The sequence below is a fragment of the Streptomyces sp. NPDC002886 genome, assembly GCF_042888445.1.
GTDB lineage: Bacteria > Actinomycetota > Actinomycetes > Streptomycetales > Streptomycetaceae > Streptomyces.
Window position 1 is genome coordinate 116,955 of the sequence record NZ_JBIAPV010000005.1, and the last position, 13,489, is coordinate 130,443.

Annotated in this window: 14 protein-coding genes; all 14 read right to left on the minus strand. The window is 70.0% G+C overall.

The window, feature by feature from the left end:
* Positions 1-4 precede the first annotated feature (4 nt).
* The 14 genes from ACFYYB_RS23995 to ACFYYB_RS24060 all read right to left on the minus strand — a co-directional run bounded on the left by ACFYYB_RS23995 (position 5) and on the right by ACFYYB_RS24060 (position 13,478).
* Entirely contained in the window at positions 5-544 is a 540-nt protein-coding gene (locus ACFYYB_RS23995; RefSeq protein ID WP_389437328.1) for a (2Fe-2S)-binding protein, read from the minus strand.
* Positions 529-1,143, minus strand: a complete 615-nt coding sequence (locus ACFYYB_RS24000) for an NADPH-dependent F420 reductase (protein ID WP_389437329.1) — start codon at positions 1,141-1,143, stop codon at positions 529-531. Before ACFYYB_RS24000 ends, ACFYYB_RS23995 begins: the two co-directional genes overlap by 16 nt.
* A gap of 73 nt (positions 1,144-1,216) precedes the next feature.
* The gene (locus ACFYYB_RS24005) at positions 1,217-2,701 is read right to left on the minus strand and encodes an aldehyde dehydrogenase family protein (protein WP_389437330.1); all 1,485 of its coding nucleotides are present in this window, start codon (positions 2,699-2,701) and stop codon (positions 1,217-1,219) included.
* 48 nt (positions 2,702-2,749) lie between these two features.
* Positions 2,750-3,490, minus strand: coding sequence for a type 1 glutamine amidotransferase domain-containing protein (locus ACFYYB_RS24010; protein ID WP_389437331.1), 741 nt, complete (start codon positions 3,488-3,490; stop codon positions 2,750-2,752).
* 79 nt (positions 3,491-3,569) lie between these two features.
* Complete coding sequence (locus ACFYYB_RS24015; protein ID WP_389437332.1) at positions 3,570-4,322, minus strand: AAA family ATPase; 753 nt, start codon at positions 4,320-4,322, stop codon at positions 3,570-3,572.
* A complete protein-coding gene (locus tag ACFYYB_RS24020; RefSeq protein ID WP_389437333.1) occupies positions 4,322-5,581 on the minus strand; it encodes a PP2C family protein-serine/threonine phosphatase in 1,260 nt (419 codons plus the stop codon). Before ACFYYB_RS24020 ends, ACFYYB_RS24015 begins: the two co-directional genes overlap by 1 nt.
* A complete protein-coding gene (locus ACFYYB_RS24025) occupies positions 5,563-6,027 on the minus strand; it encodes an ATP-binding protein (RefSeq protein WP_389437334.1) in 465 nt (154 codons plus the stop codon). The genes ACFYYB_RS24020 and ACFYYB_RS24025 overlap by 19 nt, the downstream gene beginning before the upstream one ends.
* 5 nt (positions 6,028-6,032) lie before the next feature.
* The gene (locus ACFYYB_RS24030) at positions 6,033-6,344 is read right to left on the minus strand and encodes an STAS domain-containing protein (RefSeq protein ID WP_327307745.1); all 312 of its coding nucleotides are present in this window, start codon (positions 6,342-6,344) and stop codon (positions 6,033-6,035) included.
* Between the two features lie 60 nt (positions 6,345-6,404).
* Positions 6,405-8,540, minus strand: coding sequence for a glycogen debranching protein GlgX (gene glgX / locus ACFYYB_RS24035; protein WP_389437335.1), 2,136 nt, complete (start codon positions 8,538-8,540; stop codon positions 6,405-6,407).
* Positions 8,537-8,917 (minus strand): STAS domain-containing protein, encoded by a 381-nt coding sequence (locus ACFYYB_RS24040; RefSeq protein WP_383954419.1) that lies wholly within the window; start codon positions 8,915-8,917, stop codon positions 8,537-8,539. The genes glgX and ACFYYB_RS24040 overlap by 4 nt, the downstream gene beginning before the upstream one ends.
* 36 nt (positions 8,918-8,953) lie before the next feature.
* Complete coding sequence (locus ACFYYB_RS24045) at positions 8,954-10,774, minus strand: AGE family epimerase/isomerase (protein WP_389437336.1); 1,821 nt, start codon at positions 10,772-10,774, stop codon at positions 8,954-8,956.
* Position 10,775: 1 nt separating this feature from the next.
* Positions 10,776-11,201, minus strand: a complete 426-nt coding sequence (locus ACFYYB_RS24050) for a VOC family protein (RefSeq protein WP_389437337.1) — start codon at positions 11,199-11,201, stop codon at positions 10,776-10,778.
* A gap of 8 nt (positions 11,202-11,209) precedes the next feature.
* Positions 11,210-11,866 (minus strand): DJ-1/PfpI family protein, encoded by a 657-nt coding sequence (locus tag ACFYYB_RS24055; protein ID WP_389437338.1) that lies wholly within the window; start codon positions 11,864-11,866, stop codon positions 11,210-11,212.
* Positions 11,859-13,478, minus strand: a complete 1,620-nt coding sequence (locus tag ACFYYB_RS24060; RefSeq protein ID WP_389437339.1) for a GMC family oxidoreductase — start codon at positions 13,476-13,478, stop codon at positions 11,859-11,861. The genes ACFYYB_RS24055 and ACFYYB_RS24060 overlap by 8 nt, the downstream gene beginning before the upstream one ends.
* Positions 13,479-13,489: the final 11 nt, after the last annotated feature.

Sequence of the window (13,489 nt, forward strand, 5' to 3'; positions counted from 1 at the left end):
TCCCTCACCCCTCCTGTCCGGACGCGGCGACGGTGGCCGGCTGCGCGGTGCCCCGCTCCACGGGCACCTGCGCGCGGGCCGCGGAGCAGGCGCGCTGCACTCCCCGTACGACGCTGTGGTAGCCCGTGCAGCGGCACAGGTTGCCGGTGAGCCATTCGCGGATCTCGGGCTCGGTGGGCGGCTCGCGGTGCTCGGTGTTCTCCACGAGCTCACCCAGGGCCATGACCATCCCGGGGGTGCAGAAGCCGCACTGGGTGCCGTGTTCCTCGCGCAGGGCCTCCTGGAGGCCGGTGAGTTCACCGCCGGGGGTGGTGACCCCCTCGATGGTGGTCACGGCGGAGCCGGCGGCCGCCGCGGTGAGGATGAGGCAGCTCTTGACGGAGCGGCCGTCGAGCCGGACGACGCAGGTTCCGCACTGGCCGGTGTCGCAGCCGACCTTGGTTCCGGTCAGCCCGAGGCCGTCCCGGAGCCGTTCCACGAGCAGTTCGTTCGGCTGCGCCGAGAACTGCTCGGGTCTTCCGTTGACATTCAGTGAGAGGTCCATGCCAGCGCCTGCGCTTCCGTGAGCGACCGGTTGAAGAGGGGCCCGCCGGGCTGCTGGAGAATTCCTCCGGAGTGCAGCGGACCGGTGTCCACGGGAGCGAATCCGAGATCCGTGATGATTCCCGCGACTATTTCTTTGGCTTTCCCGTCGTCGCCCGCCGTGAAATGGGCCAGACGCGGGCCCGGCGCGGTGCCGGCGACGGCGAGCGTCTCGAAATGCATGGTGTTCAGGGATTTCACGATCCGGGTCCCCGGATACCATTCGGCGACGAACTCGCTGGATCCCCTGCCGCCGAGGTCCCGCGCGTTCCCCGGGCCGTCGAAGGCGTTGGTGGCGTCCACCAGCACGGTGTCCCGTACGGCTTCCTGGGGCAGCAGCCCCTGGACGCTGTCGAACGGCACCATCAGGACGAGGACTTCGGACCGGTCCGCGGCCTCGGCGGGGTGCGCCGCCGAGGCCGCGGGGCCCAGTTCGGCCAGCAGGTCCGCGAGGCTCCGCGGGCCCCGGGCGTTGGCGAGCACGACCTGGTGGTCCGCCGCCACGAGGATCCTGGCCAGGGTCGATCCGATCCGGCCCGTTCCGATGATGCCGATCCGCATGGGGGCTCCTCAGGTGGTCGCGGTGCGAGCGGGGTGCCGGCCGGGGCGCGCGCCGGGGGCGCCGTGCCGGGTGTCAGTCCATTCCGATCCAGACCGACTTGGTCTGGGTGTAGCTCTCCAGCGACTCGGGGCCGCACTCGCGTCCGTAGCCGGAGGCCTTGTAGCCGCCGTAGGGCACGGAGGGGTCGTACTGGTTGTAGCAATTGACCCAGACCGTGCCGGCCTTGATCTGCGAGGCGACCCGGTGGGCGCGCCGCAGGTCCTTGGTGTGGACCCCGGCGGCGAGACCGTACGCGCTGTCGTTGGCGATGCGCACGGCGTCCTCCTCGGTGTCGAAGGGGATGATCGACAGGACGGGCCCGAAGATCTCCTCCTGGGCGATCCGCATGGAGTTGTCGACGCCGGTGAAGATGGTCGGCAGGAAGTACAGGCCGTCGGACGAGGCCCCTTCGGGGGTCCAGCCGGTGCCGCCGGTGCGCAGGACCGCGCCTTCCTTCTCGCCGACCTCGATGTACGAGCTGACCTTGTCGAACTGGCCGCGGTGGGCGAGCGGTCCGAAGAGGGTGGCCGGGTCGCGCGGGTCCCCGGGCAGCAGGGCGGCCGCGCGGGCCACGAGCCGTTCGACCATCTCGTCGTGGATCGGGCGGTGCAGCAGCAGCCGGGAGCCGGCGGTGCAGATCTCGCCCTTGTTGTAGTAGATGCCGAAGAAGGCGAGTTCCTCGGCGGCGTCGAGGTCGGCGTCGGCGAAGACGATGTTGGCGGACTTGCCGCCGAGCTCCATCGTCACCTTCTTCAGGGTGCCGGCCGCCTTGCGGATGATCGACTGGCCCACCGAGGTGGACCCGGTGAAGGCGATCTTGTCGATGCCGGGGTGTCCGGTGAGGGTCTCGCCCAGTTCCACGCCCGGACCGGTGATGACGTTCAGCACCCCGTCCGGAATCTCCGCCTCCTGGAACAGCTCGGCGATCTTCAGGGCGGTGAGCGGGGTGGCGGGCGAGGGCTTGTGGACCACGGTGTTCCCGGCCGCGAGCGCCGGGGCGATCTTCGTCATCGACAGGAGCAGCGGGAAGTTGAAGGGGGTGATGGCGCAGACCACGCCCAGCGGTTCGCGCAGGGTGTACGCGAGCTGCCCGCCCGCCGGGGCCCGGGAGGAGCCGTCCACCCGGGTCACGGCGCCGGCGTAGTAGTGCATGAGCTGGGCGGCCATGGGGGCGTCGACCGTGGAGGAGAAGGCGAACGGCTTGCCCATGTCCACCGTCTCCAGCAGGGCGATCTCCTCGAGGTCGCGCTCGATGAGCTCCCCGACCCGGTTCAGCCGCAGCGCGCGTTCCTGGGCGGACAGTCTGCTCCAGGGACCTTCCTCGTACGCCGTGCGGGCGGCGGCCACCGCCGCGTCCGCGTCGGCGGCGGCGGCCTGGGCCACCGGCACGATCTCCTGGCCGTCCACCGGACTGATGTCCGGCTCGGTACGGCCGTCCCGGGCCTCGACCCAGGTGCCGCCGATGAACAGTTTCCCGGGGTTGGCCAAGGGCTGGTCGCTGAGCGCGCGCTGGGTCATGGCTGTCGCTGCCTTCCGGTTTCGGGTGCGAGGGGCAGGGCGCTTCGGCTAGCCCTGCGCGAGCTGGGTTAAGAACGTCTCCGCGAGGGCCTTGGAGGAGTAGGGGTTCTGGCCGGTGGTGAGCTTGCGGTCCACCACCACGTGCGAGTCCCAGATCGCGTCGGCCTTCTCGTAGCGGGCGCCGAGCCGGGTGAGTTCGGCCTCCAGGATCAGCGGGAGGCGGCCGGCCATGTTGGTGACGAGCTCTTCGCTGTGCGAGAAGGCGGTCATCCGGTAGCCCGCGAAGGGCCACTGGCCCTCGCCGTCGCGCAGGGCCAGCAGGGCGGTGTGCCCGTGGCAGACGGTGGCCAGGGGCTTGTCCTGGGCGATGGCCCAGCGCAGGATCTGCGCGAGCTCGTCGGACTTGGGCAGGTCACCGATGGCCCCGTGGCCGCCGCTGATGTAGATGCCGTCGTAGTCGGCGATGTCCTTCTCGCCCAGACTCTCCAGGGCGATCGGGTTCCTCAGCTGCGGGGTGTTCTCTATGACACGGGTGTACTCCGCGGCGCTGGCGGTGTCCGTGTCGGCGGAGCCCTGGGGGCGGACCCACTGGAGGAACTGGGGGTCGATGCTGGTCGCGTCGACCGTCGGGGACTCGCCCGCGATCGTCGCCACGTCCACGGTGTGGCCCGCGTTCTTGAAGAGGGTGTAGGGAACGGCGAATTCCTCGGCCCAGAAGCCCGAGGGGTGTTGTTCCCCGTCCAGCAGATGAAGCGTGGCCTTGGCCGTCATGACGACGAGAATCTTCATGACTCTTCTCCTCTATCTGGCTGCGCTGGATTCGCTGCCGATTCAACACGCCCCTAGCAAGAGGCGTAAGGGGGAGGCGTCAGGCACGCGATACTTCGTCACGTGCGTCCAACGCCGAGATGATGGTGCGGAATTCACCGACCAGAGGGTGGTCGGGATGGGCTTCGGAGAATATGCGTTCCCCGTAGAGCGCGGCCATTTCCGGAACGTAGGGAAGGATTCCGGCCAGGGGCGTGCGGTAGACCTCTTCGGCCCGCCGCCGGGCGGCCTCCCGGTCGATGCCCTCGGGCGCCATGCTCATCACCAGGGTCCGCCGGCAGGCGAGCCGGCCGGTCAGGGCGATGGTCTCCTCGACGCCGAGGAGGTCGATCCGGTCGGCCCGGGCCATGATCAGCAGGACGTCGGCGCTGGCCATCGCGGTGACCGACTCGTTGTTGAGTCCGGCATGGGTGTCGAGCAGCAGGACGTCCAGGGCGTGGTGCACGGCCAGCCGGTCGAAGCCCTCGGGCAGCAGCCCCACGTCGTAGCCGGTGGTCATGAGTTCCCGCAGGGCCGCCGTCCCGGTCCGCGCCGGTACGACGTACAGACCGCGGCCGCAGCTCGTGGTGACCTCCTGGGCGGCTGCCTCGATCTCGCACCGGCCGAGCAGGTAGTCGGCCAGTGACGGGCCGGGCCGGAGCCGGAAGAGCAGGTCCAGGGTGGGCGACTGGATGTCCGTGTCGATCACTCCCACCCGGCGTCCCTCGCCCGCCAGGAGCAGGGCCAGGTTCGCCAGCACCGAGGACTTTCCGGTACCGCCGCGGTACGAGTGCACCACGATGGTCCGGGTCATCAGGCCACGACCTGGCGATCGGCCCCGCCCGCGTGCGGCCCCCGCGCCGCGCGTGGCCGGTGCAGGGCCAGCATGGTGACGTCGTCGTGCTGTTCGGCTGTTCCGGTGTGTTCGCGTACGGCCGTGTCCATCCGGTGAACCACCTCCCTGCCGCTGACCGGGGGGCCGGACAGCAGCTGCAGCATCCGCTCGTCGCCGAGGAAGCCGCCGCTGGGGCAGCGCGCCTCGGGCACTCCGTCGGTGAACACGAAGAGCGTGTCACCCGGGTTCAACTGGGCGTAGCCGAGCGTGTACACACAGTCCGGCAGCACCCCGACGGCGGGGCCGGTGACCTCCAGCGTGCGGGGCTCGCCACCGTCCGCGTCCAGCAGCAGCGGCGGGTTGTGGCCGCCGTTGATGTAGACGAGGGATCCGGTGAGCGGGTCGAGCACCCCGAAGAAGAGGGTGGCGAAGTAGCCCTGCCGCAGGTGGTTGCGGGTCAGGTAGCCGTTGGTGGCGGTGACCGCGTTGAGCAGCGGGGTGGCGCCGACCACGGGGATGCGCCGGCTGTTGCCGGTGCGGCCGGCGGCCACCAGGTGCTGGAGGCCGCTGTTCTCGGCGGTGTGCCGCAGCAGGGAGCGGATGAGCGCCATGAAGAGCGCGGCTCCGACCCCCTTGTCGCAGACGTCGGCGACGACGAAGGCCAGGCGCCTGCCGCGGGAGAGTTCGAAGACGTCGTAGAAGTCCCCGGCGACCTGCCGGGCGGGCCGGAAGCACACGTCGATCTCCCAGCCCTCGGGGACGGGCAGCGATTCCGGCAGGAAGCCGGCCTGGATCTCCCGGCCGATCTCCAACTCCTTCTCGTAGCCCATGAGTTCGGCGCGGGCGTCGGCTTCGCGCACGGTGCGGCCGAGTCCGGCGCGCTCCGAGCAGCTGTGCAGCCGGGCCCCGACGAGGGCGGGCAGGAAGGGGGGTACCAGGTAGTCGTGCCCGATCCGGACGTGCGCCTCCAGCGCGGCGAACTCCGTCACGGTCCACACGACGACGATGGGGGCTCCGGCCCAGCGGCGCAGCCGGCGCACGGCGGTCCGTACGGAGTCCCCGTCGGCCTGGGCCGGGGCGAGCAGTACGTCCGCTTCGGGCAGCTCCTCCAGTGGGCCGGCCAGCAGTTCGGCCAGCGTGCGCGGGACGAGTGCCGCCCCCATCTCCTCCAGTGCTCCGAGGAGTTCGAGGGGAGGCGGCGGGTACTCGTCGAGGATGATCACGGTCGTGGAGGGCATGGGTCCGTCCCCTCAGCCATCACAGTCAGCGTGCTGATGTTGCGGCCGTCCCTGCGTACGTAGTCGAACTCGTCCACGCTGGTCAGTGCGAGGTGGATGCCGAGTCCGCCGATCCGGCGCCGCTCGGGAGCGGTGTGCGGTTCGGGAGGCAGTCGCCCCTGGACCGGGTCGAAGGCCGGGGCGCGGTCCTCGATGGAGATCTGTACCCGGCCCGGCCCGGAGCGGCCCCGGACGGTGATCCGTCCGTCGCCGCCCCGGTACCCGTGCATCACGATGTTGGTGGCCAGCTCGTCCACGGCCAGCCGGATCCGGTACGCGGCGCCCTTGCCCAGGCCCGCGCTCCCGGCCAGCCGCAGGACGAGCGCGGCGATGTCGCCCAGTGCCGCCAGCGTGGCCGGCACTTCCAGTTCGGCGGACGTCCTCGCCGTCTTGACCGCCTCGTCCATCGGGGTCAGTCGTCGGAGAGCACGATGCTGCGGTCGAGCCCGGCCGTCCGGATGGTCCGGGCGACGGGCTCGATGGCGCCGACCACCTTGATGGTGACGTGCTCCCCCACCTTCTGCTGGGCGAAGACCAGGGAGCGCAGTCCGGCGCTGGCCATGTAGCCGACGCCGGCCATGCGGATCTCGACGGTGCTGGTGCCGTGGCCGGCGGCCTTCTCGATGGTCTGGTGGAAGTCCGGCGCGGTCTTGGCGTCGAGTTCACCCTCGAGCTCGATCACGGTGGTGTCGCCCTCGATGCTCAGGGACACGGAAAGCGGCATGTCAGGTCTCCTTCGGTGCGTGGACTAGAGCTGGGCCATGAGCCGGAGCCAGGCCGTCGGCTAGAGCTCGGCGTCGGGCGTGCGGCCGACCAGGATCACGACCGAGCGCGGACCGATGAGGTACTTGCCGGCGTTCTCCAGTTCGAGTTCGGCGCCGGGGGTGCGGATGTCGTGCGGGGCCTCGGCCCCGGTGTCCGCGAACAGGTGCCAGCTGCGGCCGCCCGGGAGGGCGGGCAGTTCCAGGTCGTGCGCCTCCCAGTGGGAGTTCATGGCCACGTACACCACGTCGTCGTCACCGGTCCCGCACCGGGCCACCGCCAGCAGCCGGCTCTCCGCCGACCAGTCGGGCTGCCAGGCCCGCTCCCCGTGCCAGCTGATGTCGGGCAGTCCGAGGGTGTCGCGGAGCTGTCCGGTGGGGTGGGAGGTGGAGCGCAGTTCGCGGTGGCGCTTGCGGAAGGCGATCATCTCCCGGGTGAACCGGAGCAGTTCGGAGTTCTCGTCGACCTGGCTCCAGTCGAACCAGGACAGTTCGTTGTCCTGGCAGTACGTGTTGTTGTTGCCCTGCTGGGTGCGCGCCACCTCGTCGCCGGACAGCAGCATCGGGATGCCCTGACTGGTGAAGAGGATGGCCAGGGCGTTCTTCATCTGGCGCAGCCGCAGGGCGTTGATCTCGGGATCGTCGGTCGGACCCTCGGCTCCGCAGTTCCAGCTGGCGTTGTCGTTGCCGCCGTCGTTGTTGCCCTCGCCGTTGGCCTCGTTGTGCTTGTCGTTGTACGAGACCAGGTCGGCCAGGCTGAAACCGTCGTGCGCGGTCAGGAAGTTGACCGACGCCGAGGTCCCGCGGCTGGAGTAGAGGTCGGGCGAGCCGGCGATCCGGGTGGCGAGCTCCCCGGTGACCCCGGGGTCGCCCTTGAGGAAGCTGCGCACGGTGTCGCGGTACTTGCCGTTCCACTCCGCCCAGCGGCCGTACGCCGGGAAGTTGCCGACCTCGTAGAGGCCGCCGGCGTCCCAGGCCTCGGCGATGAGCTTGGTGTGCCGCAGCACCGGGTCGTAGGCGAGCAGTTCCAGCAGCGGCGGGTTGGGCAGCGGCGTGCCGTCCGCGGAGCGGCCGAGGATGGCCGCGAGGTCGAAGCGGAACCCGTCGATGTGGTAGTCGGCGACCCAGTGGCGCAGGCAGTCGAGCACGTAGTTGCGCACGACGGGGTGGTTGCAGTTGACCGTGTTGCCGGTGCCGCTGAAGTTGAAGTAGTACCCCTCGGGCGTGAGCATGTAGTACGTGGCGTTGTCGAGCCCCTTGAAGGAGATCGTCGGACCCAGCTCGTTGCCCTCGGCGGTGTGGTTGAAGACGACGTCGAGGATGACCTCGATGCCGGCCGCGTGCAGGTCCTTGATCAGGGTGCGGAACTCGTCGCCCTGCATGCCGTAGCGTCCGGTGGCCGCGTAGCCGGCCTTGGGGGCGAAGAAGGAGACGGTGTTGTAGCCCCAGTAGTCGAAGAGCTGCTCGCCCGTCTCCGGGTTGGAGCGCATGTTGTCGCTCTCGTCGAACTCGAACACCGGGAGCAGCTCGATGCAGTTGACCCCGAGTTCCTTCAGGTACGGGATCTTCTCGCGCAGCCCCGCGAAGGTGCCGGGGGCGGTGACCCCCGAGGAGGGGTGGCGGGTGAAGCCGCGCACGTGGGTCTCGTAGACGACGAGGTCCTCGGCGGGCGTGCCCAGCGGGGTGTCGTCGCCCCAGTCGAAGTCCTGGAGGCAGACGCGGGAGCGGTACTGGTAGCCGCGGCTGCGGTCCGGCTCCACGCCCCACACGTCACGGCCGGCGATCAGCCGGGCGTAGGGGTCGGAGAGCACCTGGCGGGCGTCGAAGCGGTGGCCGGTGACCGGGTCGTAGGGGCCGTCGGCCCGGTAGCCGTACTCGATGTTCTCGTGGTCGAGGCCGAAGACCGTCATGGCGAAGACGCTGCCGGTGCGGAACTCCTGGGGGAACTCCAGTTCGGCCATCGGCTCGGGCTCGCCGCGCTTGTAGATGACCAGGGTCATGGAGGTGGCCTGGTCGGAGAAGACCGAGAAGCTGACCCCGCCGGGGACCACGTTGGCCCCGAAGGGGAACGGCTTGCCGGCCCGGACGCGGTACCCGCCCACCTCGTGGGTCGGGTACGCGTCGACGCGCAGCACCTGTTCGGTCGTCGGCTGGCTCATCGCGCGGCCCGTGCCTGGACGGCCGGCTTGGCGGCGGCTCTGGCGGCGGCCTTGGAGGCTGCCGCCTCCGCCTCGCCCGTGGAGAAGAAGTCGAGGAAGCCGGTGGCCGACATGACGAACCGGACTTCCTCGCTCACCCCGTAGAGGGTGACGGCGACCCCGGCGTGCTGGGCCTCGCGGTAGACGACGAGCAGGGTGCGCAGCCCGGCGCTGGAGACGTAGGTGACGGCCGTCAGGTCGATGCGCAGCGGCCTGCCCTCGCGGACCAGCGGCAGCAGGGTCTGCAGCAGCGCTCCGGAGGTCTCGCTGTTGATCTCGCCGATGGCGACGAGCACGGTTCCCGCTTTGTTGCGGCGTTCCTTCACGTTCAGGGTCATTGCTTTCCCCTCTGGGTGGGGCGCCCCCGTTGAGCGCTACTGGGCGGTCGGGCGGAGCCGGACCTTGACCTTGACCCGGCCCTGTACGTCGGGCAGCCGGACGGTGAGCGCGTCGGCGTCGAAGTCCGTGTACGGCTTCTCGTCGATCTCGACGGACGCGATCCGCACCGAGCCGGCGGGGAGCAGGTCGGGCGAGACGCGCAGCACGCGGTCGGGCAGGTTCGTCGGGTCGGGCTGGAAGTGGAAGTCCATCTCCCGGCCGTTGATGAGCAGGTTGTTGTAGACGGCGGACAGGTAGCAGAGCTCCGCCGAGTGGTACATGGACATCGAGTGGCTGCCCTTGAGCCGCTCGGTCCCGAGCAGGTACGGGGTCCCGCTCGCGAGCACGTTGAAGTAGACGGCACCCTCGTCGTGGTCGAGGAAGAAGGTGTTGTAGAAGGCCTGGGCCTGCCGGGCCTCGCGCAGGTTCGCGTCGCCGCCGACGGTGCCGTTCAGGATGAGGTAGGCGAGGATCGCCTGCTCCTGCTGCCACCAGGCCTTGCGGTCGTGCCAGGCGAAACGATACGTCTCCTCGTCCCCCGACTTGACGCGCTCGACCACGTCGTACCAGCCGCCGCGCTGCACGTCACTGCCGACGGCCGGCATGATCTCGCCGATCTTGCGGGCGAGCTCCTCGTAGGCCGGCTTGGCCTTCAGCGAGTTCATCCGCATCAGGTTCCAGGCGATCTTGAGGTTGTGGCCGACGACCGCGCGGTTCTGCTGCCAGCTGTGCGCGGTGTCGTGGGACCAGTCGCGGAAGAAGCGCTCCTGGACGAAGGGGCTGTTCTTGTAGTCCGGGAACTTGTCGGCGATCGTGTCGAAGGTGTACTCCAGGAAGTCCGCGTAGCGCTGCTCCCCGGTCGCCAGGTACAGGTTGATCAGGTACGCCGGGGCGTGGTCGCCGACCGAGTTCCAGTTCTTGCGCTCCGCGTTCTCCCCGAGGGACTCGTGGTCGGCGCTGAAGAGGATCGGGTCGATGTGCGAGTAGTAGCCGCCCTGTTCCGGGTCCTTGAAGAACTTGTCGAACAGCCGGATGGTGGCGTCCGCGTCGTTCTTGATCCGGATGTCACCGGTGATCCGGTAGGTCTGGATCGGGCCGGCCAGCGCGTAGATCTGCTCGTACATCGGGATCGCGTCGTAGTCGTCGGAGAACTCCGAGGTGAACAGCTTGCGTTCGCTGTCCCCGTCCACGCTGATGCCGTGGTACCAGAAGACCACGTCCTCCTCGCTGTCCACGACGCGCATGTGCTTGCGCAGGTACTCGGTGCCGCGCTCGGCGACCTCCAGGTACTCGTCCTTGCCGGTCAGCAGATAGGCCGAGGCCATGCCGTAGACCAGGCGGGAGATCGTGTCGGTCTCCTGGACATGACTGGCGGTCTTGTCACCGCCGAGCCGGATCTCGGTGCGGTACTCGGTGAAGTCCACCGGCCCGTCGCCGAACTGCGCCCGCTTGTAGAAGTCGGCCAGCGATTCGATCTGCTTGATCCACCAGCTGGGCTCCTCGAAGCGGTAGTCCTCGGCCCCGCGCCCCAGGAACACCAGGCGCTTGGCCTCGAAGCGGCCGCCCTGCTCGGGGTAGTGCACCCCGTAGACGTAGAGGAACCGTCCCGGCGAGAGCATCTCGTCGATGTGCCCGGAGGCGTCGATGTACGGCTCGTCCAGGTTGCGGACCAGCTCGGCGCTGGGGTCCCCGGCCAGGGAGACGTCGAACTCGCGGCCGTCCGAGGTCTTCAGCCTCAGCAGCCGGGACCCGGAGTCGAAGCGGCCGACGTAGCCGGCGATCGTGTCGGAGAAGGAGAAGCTCACGGCGTCCGCCATGTCATGCACCGTCCTTGTCGTAGTGACCGTGTTCGTCCTCGAATCCCTGGCTGACCTCGACGATCACCCCGTCGGGATCGCGGACCCACACGGTCCGCCACCCGCAGATGAAGTCGTCGAAGTCCAGTGGCCCCAGGGTCACTTCGGCCGCGTCGCCGAGCGTGGCCAGGAAGCCGTCCACGCTGTCGGTCTGGAAGGCCAGGTGACGCATCCGGCCCGGCGCCGCCGGCCCGTCGTGCTGTGCCGTGTCGCCCGGCTCGGCGCCGGCCGCGAAGAGCTCCAGGTACACGTCGCCCTGGCGGAGGAAGATGATCTGTGCGTCTCCGAGGTCGACCACCCGGGCCCGGGCGAAGCCGAAGTACCGGGTGTAGAAGTCCTCGGTGGTCTTCTGGTCGGCGCAGTTCAGGCCCACGTGCGACCAGACCATCGGGGCCATCAGGCGGTGCCCCGCGCGCCCGGTACACTCCCCGCTCCCGCGCCCCGAGCGCCCCGCGCGCCCCGGTCGGCGGCGATCAGCTCGATGATCCGGCGGGCGAACAGGTGGTGGTGGGCCCCGGTGCGGCCGGTGACCAGGTCGCCGTCGACGACCACGTCCTCGTCCACGTACTCGCCGCCCATGTTCCGGACGTCGCCGATGAGGTTGTTGTGGCAGACGACCTTGCGGCCGCGCACCTTGTCCGGGATCGAGGCGGCCAGCCACATGCCGTGGCAGATGATCCCCTTGAGGACCGTGGGCTCCTCGAAGGCCCGGCGCAGCAGCTCCGTCGCCGGGGCCAGTACGTCCACGTCCTCGGTGTAGCGCAGCCGGTCGGCCACCATGCCCGAGGGCACGATGATCGCCGAGTAGCGCCGCAGGTCCTCGTCGCTCAGCCCCTCCAGGGACTGGGTGGCGGTGAACGGCGCCCGGTACTCGTGCCCGGAGAAGGTGATGGAGTCGTTGCCCCACAGCCGGGTCAGGAAGTCGACCTCGGCGCCCTCCTCCGCGAACCGGTGGCCGTAGTAGAAGATCTCCGGCTCGTAGAAGTCGCTCTCGACCAGGACCGCGATCCGGGTTCCGCTCAGCGCACCCTCGCGCAGGACCACATCAGGCACGGGACACCCCCTTCAGGAAGTCCGCCGCGCGCTCGGCGATCATCGCGATGGCGGTGTGGCAGTTGCCCGACGGGACGGCGGGCATCACGCTCGCGTCGACGACGCGCAGGTTCCGTACGCCGTGCACCCGCAGTGCGGGGTCGACGACGGAGAGGTCGTCGATGCCCATCCGGCAGGAGCCGGCCTGGTGGTGGTAGCTCTCCGACTTCTGCTTCACGAAGGTGCGCAGGTCCTCGTCGGACACGTAGCCGGGTCCGGGCTGGAGCTCCTGCTTGTACCAGGGCGAGAAGGCGGAGGTCGCGAAGAGCTCCCGGGCGGTCTTGACGCCCTGGACCATCCGCTCCAGGTCCCAGCGGTCGCCCAGGTAGTTCGGGTTGATCAGCGGGTGGGCCAGCGGATCGGCGCTCGCCAGCTTGATCCAGCCCCGCGAGACGGGCCGGACGACGCCGGGCAGGATGGACACCGTGTTCGGGTGGTCCTGGCCGACGATCACGTCGAACGGCACGTGGACGAAGGCGATCTGCAGGTCCGGCGCCGGCAGCCCGGGCCGGGACGAGAGGAACAGCGCGCTCTCCGACAAGTTCTGTGCGGGCGGCGGCAGTTCCTGGGTGACCTCGGCCATCAGCCCGGTCAGTACGTGGTTGTGGAAGTTCTCGCCGACCCCGGGCAGGGCGGCGACGGTCCCGATGCCGTGCTCGCGCAGCTGCTCGGGGTGCCCGATCCCGGAGAGCAGCAGCAGCTTCGGCGATTCGATCGCCCCGGCGGCCACGATCACCTCCCGGCGGGCCCGTACGGTGTGCAGCCCGGGCGCCGACGCCTCGCTGTGCCCGTCCCGCACGGTCCGCCCGGGGGCGTCGCCGTCCGCAAGCGCGGCGGGGGCCTGGAGCTGGACGTACTCCACACCCGTGCAGGTGTCCCCGTCGAAGAGCAGCCGGGTGCTCTGCGCACTGGTGCGCAGGGTCAGGTTGGAGCGGTCCAGCGCCGGCTCCAGGTAGGCGGCGAGGACGCCCTGGCGGCGGCCGTCCGCCACGTCGATGTGGTGCCAGCCGGTGCCGAAGAGTCCGCGCCGCGGCCCGTCGGTGTTGAAGTCGGCGATCTCCTCGTGCCCGAGCTCGACGGCGGCGTCGATGAAGGCCCGGGAGACCGGGTTGGGACCGTGCCGCCCGGCGTGGGTGATGCGCTGCGGACCGCGGGTGCCGGTGGTGGGCGCGGTGGCGTCCTCCTGGCCCTCCAGCAGCGAGAAGTAGGGCAGTACGTCCTCGTGGGCCCAGCCGGCCGCGCCCTGGTAGGCCCAGTTGTCGAAGTCCGAGGCGTGGCCCCGGATGTGCATCATGATGTAGAGGTTGCTGCTGCCCCCGGGGGCCTTGCCGCGCGGTTCGTACGTGCGGCGGCCGTCCAGGCCGGGCTGCGGGACGCTGGTGTAACCCCAGTCGACGGGCCCGCCGAGCAGCTTGTACCAGGAGGACGGATCGTCCACCTCGGGAGGGATGCGGCCCGCCCCCGCCTCCAGGACCAGGACGGTGACGTCCGGGTCCTCGGAGAGGCGGTTCGCGAGGACGCTGCCGGCGGTGCCGGATCCCACGACGATGTAGTCGTACTCATCCACGGCCATCGCGCGCCCCC

What these genes read in the sequence shown, in the direction of transcription:
- ACFYYB_RS24000 (WP_389437329.1), bottom strand. Translation starts at nt 1,143, where the DNA reads ATGCGGATCGGCATCATCGGAACGGGCCGGATCGGATCGACCCTGGCC.
- ACFYYB_RS24060 (WP_389437339.1), bottom strand. Translation starts at nt 13,478, where the DNA reads ATGGCCGTGGATGAGTACGACTACATCGTCGTGGGATCCGGCACCGCC.
- ACFYYB_RS24015 (WP_389437332.1), bottom strand. Translation starts at nt 4,322, where the DNA reads ATGACCCGGACCATCGTGGTGCACTCGTACCGCGGCGGTACCGGAAAG.
- ACFYYB_RS24030 (WP_327307745.1), bottom strand. Translation starts at nt 6,344, where the DNA reads ATGCCGCTTTCCGTGTCCCTGAGCATCGAGGGCGACACCACCGTGATC.
- ACFYYB_RS24045 (WP_389437336.1), bottom strand. Translation starts at nt 10,774, where the DNA reads ATGGCGGACGCCGTGAGCTTCTCCTTCTCCGACACGATCGCCGGCTAC.
- ACFYYB_RS24040 (WP_383954419.1), bottom strand. Translation starts at nt 8,917, where the DNA reads ATGACCCTGAACGTGAAGGAACGCCGCAACAAAGCGGGAACCGTGCTC.
- glgX (WP_389437335.1), bottom strand. Translation starts at nt 8,540, where the DNA reads ATGAGCCAGCCGACGACCGAACAGGTGCTGCGCGTCGACGCGTACCCG.
- ACFYYB_RS24020 (WP_389437333.1), bottom strand. Translation starts at nt 5,581, where the DNA reads ATGCCCTCCACGACCGTGATCATCCTCGACGAGTACCCGCCGCCTCCC.
- ACFYYB_RS24025 (WP_389437334.1), bottom strand. Translation starts at nt 6,027, where the DNA reads ATGGACGAGGCGGTCAAGACGGCGAGGACGTCCGCCGAACTGGAAGTG.
- ACFYYB_RS24050 (WP_389437337.1), bottom strand. Translation starts at nt 11,201, where the DNA reads ATGGTCTGGTCGCACGTGGGCCTGAACTGCGCCGACCAGAAGACCACC.
- ACFYYB_RS24010 (WP_389437331.1), bottom strand. Translation starts at nt 3,490, where the DNA reads ATGAAGATTCTCGTCGTCATGACGGCCAAGGCCACGCTTCATCTGCTG.
- ACFYYB_RS24005 (WP_389437330.1), bottom strand. Translation starts at nt 2,701, where the DNA reads ATGACCCAGCGCGCGCTCAGCGACCAGCCCTTGGCCAACCCCGGGAAA.
- ACFYYB_RS23995 (WP_389437328.1), bottom strand. Translation starts at nt 544, where the DNA reads ATGGACCTCTCACTGAATGTCAACGGAAGACCCGAGCAGTTCTCGGCG.